At 72.4% G+C, this 13,675-nt stretch carries 12 protein-coding genes and 1 pseudogene; 6 read left to right on the top strand and 7 right to left on the bottom strand.

Annotated elements, in window-relative coordinates:
* Positions 1–118: 118 nt before the first annotated feature.
* Positions 119–718, bottom strand: coding sequence for a DedA family protein (locus tag ACWD11_RS07065; protein ID WP_389416286.1), 600 nt, complete (start codon positions 716–718; stop codon positions 119–121).
* A 182-nt stretch (positions 719–900) separates the two neighbouring features.
* On the opposite strand from ACWD11_RS07065, the gene ACWD11_RS07060 reads away from it, so the two are divergent.
* Positions 901–1,434, top strand: a complete 534-nt coding sequence (locus ACWD11_RS07060; RefSeq protein WP_389416287.1) for a superoxide dismutase family protein — start codon at positions 901–903, stop codon at positions 1,432–1,434.
* Between the two features lie 509 nt (positions 1,435–1,943).
* Here ACWD11_RS07060 and ACWD11_RS07055 read toward each other — a convergent pair.
* From ACWD11_RS07055 to ACWD11_RS07045, 3 genes are all read right to left on the bottom strand, one after another.
* The gene (locus ACWD11_RS07055) at positions 1,944–3,833 is read right to left on the bottom strand and encodes an FAD/NAD(P)-binding protein (protein WP_451281745.1); all 1,890 of its coding nucleotides are present in this window, start codon (positions 3,831–3,833) and stop codon (positions 1,944–1,946) included.
* A 188-nt stretch (positions 3,834–4,021) separates the two neighbouring features.
* Positions 4,022–5,662: an alkaline phosphatase D family protein gene (locus ACWD11_RS07050; protein ID WP_389416289.1), complete on the bottom strand. Its 1,641-nt coding sequence runs from the start codon at positions 5,660–5,662 to the stop codon at positions 4,022–4,024.
* A 75-nt stretch (positions 5,663–5,737) separates the two neighbouring features.
* A complete protein-coding gene (locus tag ACWD11_RS07045; RefSeq protein WP_389416290.1) occupies positions 5,738–6,382 on the bottom strand; it encodes an HNH endonuclease family protein in 645 nt (214 codons plus the stop codon).
* Positions 6,383–6,740: 358 nt separating this feature from the next.
* Between ACWD11_RS07045 and ACWD11_RS07040 the strand changes: the two are divergent.
* Together ACWD11_RS07040 and ACWD11_RS07035 are read left to right on the top strand one after the other, a co-directional pair.
* Positions 6,741–7,323: pseudogene (locus ACWD11_RS07040) on the top strand (TMEM165/GDT1 family protein).
* A gap of 188 nt (positions 7,324–7,511) precedes the next feature.
* Positions 7,512–8,177, top strand: coding sequence for an HAD family hydrolase (locus ACWD11_RS07035; protein WP_389416292.1), 666 nt, complete (start codon positions 7,512–7,514; stop codon positions 8,175–8,177).
* A 141-nt stretch (positions 8,178–8,318) separates the two neighbouring features.
* Here ACWD11_RS07035 and ACWD11_RS07030 read toward each other — a convergent pair whose 3' ends face one another.
* Complete coding sequence (locus ACWD11_RS07030) at positions 8,319–9,236, bottom strand: peptidoglycan-binding domain-containing protein (RefSeq protein ID WP_451281742.1); 918 nt, start codon at positions 9,234–9,236, stop codon at positions 8,319–8,321.
* Positions 9,237–9,417: 181 nt separating this feature from the next.
* Here ACWD11_RS07030 and ACWD11_RS07025 point away from each other — a divergent pair, with 181 nt between their 5' ends.
* Positions 9,418–11,466 (top strand): DHA2 family efflux MFS transporter permease subunit, encoded by a 2,049-nt coding sequence (locus tag ACWD11_RS07025; RefSeq protein ID WP_451281740.1) that lies wholly within the window; start codon positions 9,418–9,420, stop codon positions 11,464–11,466.
* On the opposite strand, the gene ACWD11_RS07020 is transcribed toward ACWD11_RS07025, so the two are convergent.
* Positions 11,447–11,938, bottom strand: a complete 492-nt coding sequence (locus ACWD11_RS07020; RefSeq protein WP_451281738.1) for a GNAT family N-acetyltransferase — start codon at positions 11,936–11,938, stop codon at positions 11,447–11,449. The genes ACWD11_RS07025 and ACWD11_RS07020 overlap by 20 nt on opposite strands.
* A 108-nt stretch (positions 11,939–12,046) precedes the next feature.
* On the opposite strand from ACWD11_RS07020, the gene ACWD11_RS07015 reads away from it, so the two are divergent.
* Both ACWD11_RS07015 and ACWD11_RS07010 read left to right on the top strand, forming a co-directional pair.
* Entirely contained in the window at positions 12,047–12,730 is a 684-nt protein-coding gene (locus ACWD11_RS07015) for a hypothetical protein (RefSeq protein WP_389416295.1), read from the top strand.
* A gap of 5 nt (positions 12,731–12,735) precedes the next feature.
* Entirely contained in the window at positions 12,736–13,221 is a 486-nt protein-coding gene (locus ACWD11_RS07010) for a hypothetical protein (RefSeq protein WP_389416296.1), read from the top strand.
* A gap of 5 nt (positions 13,222–13,226) precedes the next feature.
* Here ACWD11_RS07010 and ACWD11_RS07005 read toward each other — a convergent pair whose 3' ends face one another.
* Positions 13,227–13,646, bottom strand: a complete 420-nt coding sequence (locus tag ACWD11_RS07005) for a DnaJ family domain-containing protein (protein WP_389416297.1) — start codon at positions 13,644–13,646, stop codon at positions 13,227–13,229.
* Positions 13,647–13,675 lie beyond the last annotated feature (29 nt).

Raw genomic sequence — 13,675 nt, 5'->3', positions numbered from 1 at the left:
TTGAGGGAGCGATTCTGCGGCATGAGGGGGGCCTTGCCGCAAGGCCCCCCGTGCGCTATAAGTTGAGAGTGGCAAGGGACGCGATCCCTTGCCTTTCCTTGTGTCCAGGGTACGCGGATCAGGCAGGACGGCGCCGCATCAGGTACGTCGCCCCCGCGCCCGCCGCCGTCAGCGCCCCCAGGGACACCCCCGCCGCCAGCCAGCCCGCGCCCATCCACTGCGCGCCCAGGTAACCCAGCGCCACGCTGTAGGTGGCCCAGGACAGGCCGGCCAGCGCCGACCAGGGCAGGAAGTCGCGGGCGCGGCGGTGTGCGGCGCCGGCGCAGAAGGAGACGACCGAGCGGCCGGCCGGGGCGAAGCGGGCCAGGACGACCAGGGTGCCGCCGCCGCGGGACAGGGTCGCGCCGAGACGTTCCTGCGCGGTCCGCAGCCGACGGGAGCGGGCGATCGCGCGGTCCAGGCGGGCGCCGCCGTGCCAGGCGAGGCGGTAGGCCACCAGGTCGCCGAGGACGGACGCCGTCGCCGCGCAGAGGGTGAGCGCCAGGATGTCCGGGAACTGGGCCGCGGTACCGGCTGCCGCGGCGGTGGCGGCCATGATCACCAGTACGCCGCTCGGCAGGACCGGCACGAACACGTCCAGCAGGACCGACAGGGCTACTGCCCCGTAGATCCATGGACTGGCGGCCAATGATCCAACACTTTCGAAACTCTCCAGCACCCCGACTCCCCGTTTCCCCCGTGGTCGTACAGCGTACGCGGCAGGGAGTGACGGGTGGTTCACAGGGGGCTCGTGTGTTCAACACGTGATGTTCACCCGGCTGCCGGTCCCCGGCGGGCGGGGGGCCGGGGTGTCCCGTAGCAACGGAGAGGGGTCCTGAATCCAGCGACGTTAGGAAGATCATGGTGGCAGGCATATGTGCGGGCGCCCTCGCGGCGGTCGTGCTCGCCGTCGGCGGCGGTGACGGCGCCGGTGGTTACTCGATGCGGACGGACGCGCGGTTCGCGCCGCCCGGCGCCTTCGTCGGCTCGGCGGCGCTGACGTACGACGCGGAGCTGGTCCCCGCCGCCTCGTGGATCGAGGTGGAGCAGCGGATGACGACCGGCGGCGCGACGAGCGTGCGGCTGCGGGTCACGGGCATGAAGGCCGGTCACCGGTACGGCGTCCATGTGCACCAGAAGCCGTGCGGCGCCGATCCGGCCGCCGCCGGCGGGCACTACCAGCACGAGGTCTCCTCCGCGCCGCACCATGTGACCGCCGAGAACGAGGTCTGGCTGGACTTCACGGCCGACGAGCGCGGGGCGGGCGAGGCGCGGGCCCGGCACAACTGGGGCTTCCGGCAGGGCGAGGCCTCCTCCGTCGTCCTGCACCAGGAGCCGGGCAGCAAGGGCGGCCGGGTCGGCTGCTTCACGGTGCCTTTCGGCTGGGCCGCCTGAGCCCACGCTGATTGGGGCGTCACGTGTGCCCCATGTTGCTCGCGAGTGCAGCATGGGGCCGGGCTGCGGGCGCGCCGCCTCCGCGGCCCTACGGAACGCGGCCCGCGGACGGCAGCGCCGTCCCGGCTGGGGTGGGGCCATGCGGGCCCCGTGGTGTCGGCGGGTGTCGGATTCGGCTGGGTTGCGGGGCTGTTTCGTTCGCGGCGCTATGGTGCGCGGTCCATGGATGACGGTGGCCGTCCCGGCTGGGGCGGGGCTGTGCAGGCGCCTCGGTGCCGGGGGGTGCTGGATCGGCCGGGCTGCGGGGCCGTTTTCTTCGCGGCTTCATGGTGCGCGGAGCGGCCGTCCCCGCTGGGGCCGGGGTGCGCCGGGGTGTCGGCGAGTGGCGCATTCGGATCCGCCGTCGTGGCGGCAGTGCGGGCCAATGTCGCCGCGCTCGGACGGCGGCGTCTGTTCCCGGTGGGGCGGGATTGCGCGGGCCCGCGCCGAGCGCCACCCGGGCCGCCGTCTCACGCGCACCCTCTGGTTGTGGCGAGTGCCGTATGAGGAGTGGCTGGGGGTGCTGCTTCCGTCGCGGCGGTACGCAGTGCGGCCCTTGCCACCGCGTCCGCGTCCGAGAGGGTGACCGAGTCCACGCCCGGTCTGGCACCGGCCGCGGTGACCCAGTGGACTCCCTCGGTCGGTACCCCGAAGGCGAACCGGCGCGCGTGTGCGTGGTCTTGACGGTCTATCAGGTGGTAGGGGCGGGCGGTCACGTCCAGGCCGCCGGTCTCGTAACCGTCGACCGTGTGCGGACGGCACTGTCCGGTCTTCAGCAGCCGGGCGAGGAGGTCGTCGGCCGTGCGGCGCAGGTCCGGTTCCGGGAGCCGGGCCTCGACCAGCGTGGTGACCCGGACCGCCGATCCCGGCACGGCCGGGGAGTGCGCGACCCATGCCCCGTCCTCCTCCCGGACCTCCAGGCGCGGCCCGAGGACCTGGACCACGCCCGCCTCCATCAGGGCCGCCAGTTCCTCGATGCGGCGCCGGGGCGGGCCGATGGAGAGGAAGGCGTTGAGCGGGGTGTACCAGCGGTCCAGGTGGTCCCGGCGGGAGGCGCCGGCCAGTCCGCCGTGGTCCACGATCTGCCGCAGCTCGTTGCGCAGATCGCGCAGCACGTCCAGGGCCGCCTTGAGCGGGCCCGCCGTATTGCCGAGGGCGGCCTGCGCGGCGTCCTCGCGCAGGTAGGCCAGCAGCCAGGCGCGCCACGCGTGGGGGTCGGCGAAGTCCAGTCCCTCGTACGGCCGGGAGATCCGGTCCCAGGACCAGCGCTTCTCCTCGGGAACCCCGAACTCGTCCAGCACATCCCGCTCTTGAGGACTCCGGTGCGGGGCGGCGAGGAAGCGGTCGGTGAAGTCCGGGGCGGGGGAGAGCAGCGCCCCGTAGTAGACCGTCTCCACCTCCTTCGCCACCAGCGGCCATATCTCCGCGAGGAAGTCCGGGGCCTCGCCGGAGTCCGCGCGCTTGCGGAAGGCGGCGATGACCTCGGGGGTGAGGACCAGGGGGAGATGGCGGCCGTAGGGGCCCTTGGCGTTGTCGCCGCGCGCCTGGTAGGGCAGGCCGCGCCGGGAACCGGCGTACAGGCGGGGCTCGTTGCCGGAGGGCAGGTACCGCAACACCTGCCCGGCGCGGACGAAGCGGCCGCCACGGCCGGTGGTCAACAGGGCCATGTGGTCGAAGAAGTTGAGACCCAGACCGCGCAACAGCACCGGCTCGTGCGGGAGTACGGCCGACAGGTCGACGTCGGCCGGGTTGGCGGGCGGGATGTGGCGCAGGCCGTGCTGCTCGGCGTACGCGGTCGTCGCGCGCTCGGCGGCGTCCGGTGCCGTCGGGAGGTGGCCCTGGGCGAGGACGACCGCCGACAGGCCGGTCAGGGTGCGGCCGTTGTCGAGGGTGAGGGTCTGGCGGCCGTCCGGGGCGTCGTCGAGGCGGGTCGCCCGTGCCGGGTGGGTCTCGACGCGGACCGTGGGCGGTGCCTCGCGGACCGTGCGGGCGAACACCCACTCCAGGTAGCGGCCGTAGTGGGCGCGGGTCGGGTACTCGTCGGGGCCGAGGGCGCCGGCCGCCCACTCGTGCAGGCTGGGGCCCGGGCGCAGGGGGCCCGAGCAGTCGACGCTGTCGTCGGTGAACAGGGTGACCTGGCTCGCCACGGTGTTCATCAGCAGCTCGGGCGACTGGGCGGTGCGCCAGACGCGTCCGGGTCCCGGCGGGGCGGGGTCGACGACGTGGACTGTCAGCCGGGCGCCCGGGGGGAGGAGTTCGGGGGCGGAGGCGCACAGGCGTTCCAGGACGCTGGTGCCGCGCGGGCCGGCGCCGACCACGGCGACGGAGAGCGGCAGGGGGTCCGTGGTCGGTGCAGACAAGAGGGTGACTCCCGGGCGGTGGGGCGCATGGGCGGACGGCCGCCGCCTCCACTGGAAGCGGACGGTCCGCCTCATCATGCCGTCGGGAGGGGGTGGATCCGGGCCCGGGGTGGGGCGACTGTGGGATGCCTCACTGGCAACTGGGATATCGGGTGCCACGCCCGCGACAACCGCCCGAAAAGGGACGATCAGGGGCTGAGTTCGGACTCCGCGACCGTTTGCAGCCGGGCCCCGCCGCCCTTCTGCGGGCGTGCCTGCTCCAGCCGCAGGGAGGCCGAGCGCCCGCGCATGGTCAGGGTCATCAGCTGGTTGCCGAACCAGGGCCCGCCCGTGCGCCGCCACTCGATCCGTGGCCGCGGCACCCCGCCGTGCCCCGCGAGCCGCCGCCCCAGCGCCCGCGCCACCGCGCTCCAGCCGAACCGGAACCCGAGCCGAATGTGCAGCGGGATGGAGTTGTGGACGGGGGAGCAGGTCAGCTGGACGACCCGGGCGCCGGGTCCCTCGTCGCCCGGCCAGGACGGCTCGGCGACGTACGCGTGATGGACGTCCCCCGACAGCACGCACACCGTCGCCGGCGCCTGGGGCCCCGAACCGGCCTCCCGGATCGCCTCCGCCAGTGCGTCGAAGGACGCCGGGAAGGCCGCCCAGTGCTCCAGGTCCGCGGCCCGCCTGAGCCGCTCCCCGAACCGGGCCCAGCGCTCGCCCCGTTCACCCCGGCACAGCGCGGCGTCCCAGGCCTCGGCGTAGTGCACCAGATGCGGCAGCAGCCAGGGCAGTGAGGTGCCGATGAGGAGATGGTCGTAGCTCCCGGGCCCGTCGTGGACCTGCGCGCGCAGCCAGTCGGCCTCGCCCGGGTCGAGCATCGCGCGATGCTGCTCGTCGAGGACGCGGGCCGCGCGGGTGTCGACCATCAGCAGGCGTACGCGGCCGAAGTCGCGCCGGTAGCTCCAGCGCACCGAGGCGGGGTCGGCGTCGGCCGCGATGGCGAAGTCGCGCAACGCGTCGGTGCCGTCGGAGCTCTCGCGTACGGCGGCGTAGAGCGGGTCGGCGGCCAGCTCGGCCGGGGTGAGGTTGCCCAGGTGCTGGTGGACCCAGTACGACATCAGGCCGCTCAGCAGGCGTTCGCGCCACCAGGGGGTGGCCCGCATGTCGGCGAGCCAGGAGGCGGAGGTGTTCCAGTCGTCGATGACGTCGTGGTCGTCGAAGATCATGCAACTGGGGACGGTGGAGAGCAGCCAGCGCACCTCGGGGTCGAGCCAGGACTCGTAGTAGAGGTGGGTGTACTCCTCGTAGTCCGCGACCTCGGCGCCCGGGGGTTCGCTCAGGTCGCGGCGGCCGGCGAGCCAGCGGCGGGTGTCCTCGGAGACCTCGTCGGCGTACACCTGGTCGCCGAGCAGGACCAGGACGTCCGGGCGCTCGCCCTCGGGGTCCGCCGCGATCCGGGCCGCGAGGGTGTCCAGGGCGTCCGGGCCGACCGGGTCGTCCCCGCCGTCCGGAGGCGACGCCCAGCGGCAGGAGCCGAAGGCGACGCGGACCGTGTCGTCCGCGGCCGGGGTGCGGATCACCGAGGGCGGGAAGCGGGAGTCCGGCAGCGGCCACACCCGGGCGCCGTCCAGGAACACCTCGTACGACTGTGTCGTGCCCGGTGCGAGGCCGGCCACCTCCACCAGGGCGTAGTGGTGCCCGGCGATCCGGAAGGTGCGGGACGCGCCGTGCGCGCCGTCCGCGCCGCGCACCTCGGCGGTGCACGGACGGCTCGTCTCGACCCAGACGGTCGCGGACGAACCACCGGCATGTCTCAGCAGCGGTCCCAGCCGCAGTTCGGCCACGTGATCACACTCCTCCGTCGCCCCGTACGGTACGGAACGACGGAGGCCGGTGGGTAGGTTCCGGGGTCTTCCGGCTCAGCAGGCGCTCAGATGGCTGGTCAGGGCGCTCTTCTCGGCGGAGTCCACGGACAGGCCGTAGTAGTACTTCGTCTGCACCCAGGCGCGGACGTAGGTGCAGCGGTAGGCCGTGCGGGACGGCATCCAGGTGGCCGGGTCCTGGTCGCCCTTGGCCTGGTTGACGTTGTCGGTGACGGCGATGAGCTGCGGGCGGGTCAGGTCGTTGGCGAACGCCTGGCGGCGGGAGGTGGTCCAGCTGTCGGCGCCGGAGTCCCATGCCTCGGCCAGCGGGACGAGGTGGTCGATGTCGACGTCGGAGGCGGCGCTCCAGGTGGCGCCGTCGTAGGGGGAGTACCAGCTGCCGCTGGTGGCGGCGCAGGCGGAGTCCTGGACGACGTTCGTGCCGTCGCGCTTGAGGACGACCTCGCGGGTGTTGCAGGCGCCGGACTGGGTGATCCAGTGCGGGAAGAGGTCGCGGTTGTAGCCGGTGCGGTCCTCGGCCGTCACGGTGAGCGAGGCGAGGTAGCTGCGGGCGGTGGCGGCGCTGACCGGGGTGGGGAGGGCGGCGGAGGCGGTCGGCCCGTTGACGAGGCCGACGGAGGCTATGAGACCGGTGAACGCCGCGAGTATGCTCAGGCGTCGACGCGCGTAGAACTTCGGCATGCGAACTCCCTTGGAAAGTGGGGGCGTTGGGCGTGCGGGCGAGGGAATGCTCGCGACGCCGTGTTGCCGGGAGGTGTGCGTTGCGTGAGAAGTTAATGACGCGTGCATGACATGACAAGGTTCACGGTCGAACAATCACGTAAGATGGACGGCGCAGAAGGGGAGTAGCTCTTCGCCGGACCGTCGACATACTGCTCAGCTCGTCTGAGCCGGCGCCCGGAGGCGGACCTCGTCACAGGGGTCCCGCCAGCGAGACCTTCGGCAACGCAGTGCATCTTCCGTGTGCTGCCGTGCCGAGGTGTCTTTGTGCAAGAGGTACTGCACTCTCGGTGGGGCGGCCCCGACCGATTGAGGAACCTTGATCAGCTTCAGTGTGATGGCGCTCGTCTTCGGCGTCGTCTTTCTCGCGGAACTGCCGGACAAGACGGCGTTGGCGGGGCTCGTGCTCGGTACCCGGTACCGGGCGTCGTACGTCTTCGTGGGGGTCGCCGCCGCGTTCGCGCTGCATGTTGCCCTGGCCGTGGCTGCGGGGAGCGTGCTGACGCTGCTGCCGCAGCAGATCCTGCACGCGCTGACCGGTGTGCTGTTCCTGGGCGGCGCGGCGGTGCTGCTGCTGAAGAAGGACGAGGACGAGGCGGAGGTCCGCCGGCCCGAGAATCAGTCCTTCTGGAAGGTCTCCGGGGCGGGGTTCATGCTGATCCTCGTCGCCGAGTTCGGGGATCTGACGCAGATCATGACGGCGAATCTCGCCGCGCGGTACGACGATCCGCTGTCGGTGGGCCTCGGTGCGGTGCTGGCGCTGTGGGCCGTGGCGGGGCTGGGGATCGTGGGGGGGCAAGGCGCTGATGAAGCGGGTGCCGCTGAAGCTGATCACTCAGATTGCGGCGCTGTTGATGTTGGGACTCGGGGTGTGGAGTCTGTACGAGGCCGTCGCCGGGTGATCTTCGGGGGATCGTCCGGGGGCGCGGACGGTCTTCGGCTGAGCTGAACGGTCGGTGAACCTTTGCCGGGGTGGTGGCGGGATCATGGAAAGGTTTTGTACCGTAGAGAAACAAAGTGGCTCCCGCCCGTTTTCCCTGACCGGCGGGCGGGACCACCTTGTTTCCCGCCTCGTGCTTTGGAGCTGCCGATGACGTCCACCGCCGTGCTCACCGCCCGCGCCCTCCTGCTGGACATGGACGGCACCCTCGTCGACTCGCATGCCGTCGTGGAGCGGATCTGGCGCCGCTGGGCCGACCGGCACGGGCTGGACGGCGACGAGGTCATGAAGGTCGTCCACGGGCGGCAGGGGTACGCCTCGATGGCGTTGCTGCTGCCCGGGCGGCCCATGGCGCAGAACCACGCGGAGAACACGCGCATGCTCGCCGAGGAGACGGCGGACATGGACGGTGTCGTCGCGATACCGGGGGCTGCGGAGTTCCTGACCGCGCTGCGGGGTGGTTCCGTGCCGCATGCGCTCGTGACGTCGGCGGATGTGGCGCTGTCCACGGCGCGGATGCGGGCGGCTGGGCTGGCGCTGCCGGATGTGCGGGTGACCGCGGAGTCGGTGGGCGCGAGCAAGCCGGATCCGGAGGGGTTCTTGAAGGGGGCCGCCGAGTTGGGGGTGGATCCGGGGGAGTGTGTGGTCTTCGAGGACTCGGGGGCCGGGATTCAGGCGGGGCGGGCGGCTGGGATGCGGGTGGTGGGGGTGGGGCCTCGGGCCTCGTTCCATGGGCCTGATGTGGTGGTGCGGGATCTGAACGAGGTGCGGGTGGAGGCGGTGGAGGGCGGGGGCGTGCGGCTGTACGTGGGCTGAGGCCTGGTTGTTCTCGCCCCCGCCGCCCCTACCCGTCCCATCCCTGGGGGCTGCGCCCCCGGACCCCCCTTTCGGCCCTTAAAGGGCCTCATCCTCAAACGCCGGACGGGCTGAGGGTGCCGACCGTGTCACGAAAAGCCCCTACGGCTCCTGCGTCTCCGATTCCAGGCTCGCCCTCGTCTCCACGGTGTAGACGCCCAGGCTCTCCCTGCCCACCCCCCGGCTCCACTGGTAGTTCTTCAGGGCGTTCTCCAGCTGGTGGTTGAAGGTGCCGTCGATGTCGTCGTTGTAGAGCCAGAGCTGGTGCAGGCGGAGCTGGAGTTCTGTCACCTCCGTGCCCTTGTCGCCCCGGCGGAGGACCGGCGGGGCGGGGTCGGCGGCGGTTTCCTGGGGGGCGGCCTCGGAGGCCTTGGCCGGGGTGGGTGTGGGCGTCGGGGACGGTGACGTGGACGGCGTCGCGGACGCGCTCGTCGCGGACGGTGAGGGGGATGCGCTCTCCGTCGCCGACGGGCTCGCGGACGTGGACGAGGGGGACGGGGACGCCGACTTGCCGGTCGGCTCGGGCGCCTCGCTCGCCGTGGGGTCCGGGACGCTCGCCCGTACCGCCTCCGGGAGACTCGTGTCCCGGGTGGGGGACTCGTAGCTGAACAGGCCGCTCGCCATGCCCGCCGCCGCCACCACTGCGACCATCGCCGCCGCGGCTCCCAGCAGCGCCACCGTCCTGCGGCGGCCCCTGGGGCGTCCCGTCCCTTGCTGCGCGGGTGCCGGAGACTCGGGCGGGGCCTCGAACAGGTCGATGTCCGTCGCGTTCGGTTCCGCCGGCGGTGGTGCCAGGGGCGTGTGCAGCGGCATCGTCGCCCCCGGGTCCGCCTCCGTGCCGTCCAGCTCGACGTACGGCCGTATCCGCAGCGGATCGAAGTCCTCCGCCGCCGCTGCCTGAGCCTCGCGCGCGTCGCGCAGGGCCTCGGACGCGCGCTGCGTGCAGGCGCAGGACGGCGTGCGGTCGGCCCCCCTGGCCGCCCCGCACTCCGGGCACCCGTGGTCCTCGTGGTCTGTCACCTGTTCGTCCCTTCCCCCTCGCGACTCCCCTCGCGAACTCCAGAGATTATGCAGATTTTCTTCACGGCGTCGTCGACGCGCCCCCGGTTCGGCTGCGCATTCCGGATTCAACAGGCCATACGCGGCCGCACCCAGCACGATGGAAGGTGCATCGAGCCTCGGGAGGCCTGGGGAGGTCCGTATGGCCGGGGATACCCACACGCGGCACGGAACCGCGGTCCAGGAGAACGTGCCGGGCAATGTCCTCGTCCCGATCGGCGCGCTGCTGCTCGGGATGCTGCTCGCCGCGCTCGACCAGACCATCGTCTCCACCGCGCTGCCGACCATCGTCAGCGACCTGGGCGGGATGGACCACCTCTCGTGGGTGGTCACCGCTTATCTGCTGGCCTCGACCGCCGCCACGCCGCTGTGGGGCAAACTCGGCGACCAGTACGGGCGCAAACGGCTCTTCCAGACCGCCATCGTGATCTTCCTCGTCGGGTCCGCGCTGTGCGGCATGGCGCAGGACATGCCGCAGCTCATCGCCTTCCGGGCACTGCAAGGGCTGGGGGGCGGCGGGCTGATGGTGCTGTCCATGGCCATCGTCGGGGACCTCGTCTCACCCCGCGAACGCGGGCGCTACCAGGGGCTGTTCGGGGCCGTTTTCGGCGCCACCAGTGTGCTCGGACCGCTCCTGGGTGGGCTGTTCACGCAGCATCTGAGCTGGCGGTGGGTGTTCTACATCAACCTTCCCGTCGGGGTCGTCGCCCTCGCCGTCATCGCCGCCGCGCTGCACATCCCGCGCCGCACCGAGCGCCATGTCATCGACTATCTCGGCACCTCCCTCATCGCCGCCGTCGCCACCTGCCTGGTGCTCGTCGCCTCGCTCGGCGGCACCACCTGGGGCTGGGGCTCACCGCAGATCGTCTCGCTCGCCGTGCTCGGGGTCGTCCTCGCCGTCGCCTTCGTGGCCGCCGAGCGCCGGGCCGCCGAACCGGTGCTGCCGCTGAAGCTGTTCCGGATCCGCACCTTCACCCTCGCCGCCGTCATCAGCTTCATCGTCGGGTTCGCCATGTTCGGCGCGATGACCTACCTGCCGACGTTCCTCCAGGTCGTGCAGGGCGTCACCCCGACCATGTCCGGGGTGCACATGCTGCCGATGGTGCTGGGGCTGCTGCTGGCGTCCACCGCCTCCGGGCAGATCGTCAGCCGTACCGGGCGCTGGAAGGTCTTCCCGATCGCCGGCACCGGCGTGACCGCCCTCGGGCTGCTGCTCCTGCACCAGCTCCACGTGGACAGCTCCACGGCCGTGATGAGCACCTTCTTCTTCGTCTTCGGGCTCGGCCTCGGCCTGGTCATGCAGGTGCTGGTGCTGATCGTGCAGAACGCCGTGGCGTACGAGGATCTCGGCGTCGCCACCTCCGGCGCGACCTTCTTCCGGTCCATCGGGGCGTCCTTCGGCGTCGCCATCTTCGGCACCGTCTTCGCGAGCCGCCTCGACGACAAGCTCGCCGACGTCTTCCGGAGCGCCGAACTGCCCCCCGGCGTCTCGGTGGACGCCCTTGAGGCCGACCCGCGCGGCATCACCGAACTTCCCGCCGCGCTCCAGCCCGGCGCGGTGGAGGCGTACGCCACCTCCATCACCGACGTCTTCCTGTACGCCGCCCCCGTCGCCCTCGTCGGCTTCGTGCTGGCCTGGTTCCTCAAGGAGGACAAGCTGCGCGGCTCGGTCACCGCCCCGGACGTCACCGAGACGCTGGCCAGCAACCCGGTGCAGCGGTCGTCGTACGACGAGGTGTGCCGTGCGCTGTCGGTGCTGGGCACCCGGGAGGGGCGGCGCGAGATCTACCGCAGCATCACCGAACGGGCCGGGTACGACCTGCTCCCCGGGGCGAGCTGGCTGCTGCTGCGCATCAGGCGGTACGGGTGGGTGGAGCCCGGGCAGCTCGCCGAGCGCAGCACCGTCCCCCTGGCGGTGATCCTCGCCGCCGCCCGCCAGGTCGAGGAACGGCGGCTGGCCAGGCGCGAGGGCCTGGACCTCGTCCTGACCGACCAGGGGCGCGAGGTCGCCGAGCGGCTTTCGCAGGCCCGGGAGGACTCCCTGGCCGAACTCCTCGGCGACTGGTGGGGCCCGGACCGGCCGACCGATCTGGCGCAGCTGGTGAAGGAACTCAACGCCGAACTGTGCGGCTCGGCCGGCGAACAGCCCCGCAACGGCCCGGCGCCCGGGGTCAGCCGAGGTTCTTCGTGAACCAGTGATCGGCGTAGGGGTCGTCGTTGTGCGGCTCGGTCTCGGTGTACCCGAGGCGCGCGTACAGGGCCCGGGCCTCGGTCAGGTCGCTGCGGGTGTCGAGGATCATGCGGACCGCGCCCATCGCGCGGGCGGCCTCCTCGGCGGCCCGGACCAGCAGCGGGGCGCCGCCCTTGCCGCGCAGGGACTCCGTCACGAACACCCGCTTCAGCTCGGCGACTCCGTCGGGAAGGAGCCGTACACCCGCCGTCCCGGCCGCCTCCCCGGCGAACCGCGCCACCAGCAGCCGCCCCTTCGGCGGCCGGAGTTCGTCCCAGGTCGGGGCCGCGATCTCCCGCTCCAGCTCGGCCGGGTCGGTGCGGCGGCCCTCGTGCAGCAGGTAGTAGCGGTCGCTGACCTCCGTGTAGTACGCCCGCCAAAGGGCTGTGGCGGTGGGGGAGTCAGGGGGTTCCGGGGTGATGGTCCAGGTCATGGCCGTCATTGTCGGGCGCCGCCGTTTGAGGAGGTAAGTCGGGGCAACCCGGAGCGTGTACCGGTTCGCAGGGAGGACCGGTTGGGTCGAGAACCCCGGAAGGCATACATGTCCACAGGTCTGATCATCGCTCTGATCGTGATCGTGGCGGCCGTTCTCATCGTCGCGGCCGTCCTGTTCCTGCGCGCTCGACGAGGCGGGCAGGGGGGTCGGAGCCTCAAGGGGCGTTTCGGCCCCGAGTACGACCGGGCCGTTGCCCGGCACGACGGTGACACCAAGGCCGCGGAGCGCGAGCTCTCCGAGCGGGTGCAGCGGCACGGTTCGCTGCACGAGCGCCCGCTGGAGCCCGCGCAGCGGCAGCAGTACGAGGCGCGCTGGGCGGCTGCCCAGGAACACTTCGTCGACTCCCCGCAGCAGGCGGTGAGCGAGGCCGACCAGCTGCTCGCCGAGCTGGCAGGGGCCAAGGGTTTCCCGGACGGCGGTCGGTACGAGGAGCAGCTCGCCGCGCTCTCCGTCCACCACGCCCGTCACGTCGACGGCTACCGGCGCGTCCACCGCGCCGCGCACGCCGGAGCGGGCGGAGGCGCGGGGATGGCCGCGGTCGGGCAGAGCGGCACCGCCGGCACCGAGGAGATGCGCGAGGCCATGATCGAGGCCCGGCTGCTCTTCGAGGAGCTGGTGGGGCAGTCCGAGAACAAGCGTCACCGGCCGGCTCGGGAGGAGTCGGCCAAGCCCACTGACGGTCACCACGCTCCGTGGGCGATCACCAGGCGTCACGCGAAGGGGAGCTGAGTGACATGACGGATGCGACACGCGGTACAGGAACAGGCGCGGGCATAGGCGCCGGCGCCGGTATGGGCGGCACGGGCACCGGCCGCACGCCGGGCGGAGACCCGGCGGTGGGCGGCCACACGGCCGACCCCACGCGCGCCACGACCGCCACCACCGGCGGGGGCGCGGTGACCGGCCGCACGACCGGCCAGGCAGGCCACACCGGCCAGGCAGGCCAGACGACCCCGCTGCTGCCCCGTGAGGAATACGACAAGCTCGAGACCCGGCTCCAGCACGCCATGACCGGGTTCGTCGACGAGCCCCGGGCCTCCGTCGAGGAAGCCGACCAGGCGCTGGAGGAGCTCACCGGCCGGCTCACCGACGCGCTCACCCAGCGGCGGCGCACCCTGCGCGGCTCCTGGCAGGGCGACGAGCGTTCCGCCGACACCGAGCAGCTCCGCCTCGCGCTGCGCGACTACCGCGAGCTGGCCGACCGGCTGCTGCGCGTCTGACGCCCTCAGGCGTCCGACGGATCCGCGAACCGGGCCTCCCGCCACCGTCGTACCACGTCCTCGACGTCGTACGGCTTCTTCCCGAGCGGGGGGCCCGGCGGCGGTTTGAACATCATCTCGCGGATCTTCGTGTTGATGTCCGTGACGATCTTCCGGACCAGCCGCTCGGTGGGCGCCCTCAGCGCCGCCTCCAGAGCGTCCTCCGCCTCCTTGCGCAGCGCGAGCGTCGGCGGCAGCACCGACAGCCCCTCGCGGGCCATCTTCTGCCTGACCCACCACAGTTCGTCGTACGTCGTGTCCGTGCCCGGCGGCAACGGCCGCCCCGCGCCGGGGAGACGGGCGAAGTCGCCGCGTCTCTCGGCATCCCGGATCTGCTTGTCCACCCAGGACTCGAACGGGACGCCCGGTGGCTTTCGCTCGGTCATGACTCCATTGTGCCGGACAGGGTAGGGCC

The organism is Streptomyces sp. NPDC002776, assembly GCF_053592195.1.
This window is presented reverse-complemented; position numbering and strand designations above follow the sequence as displayed.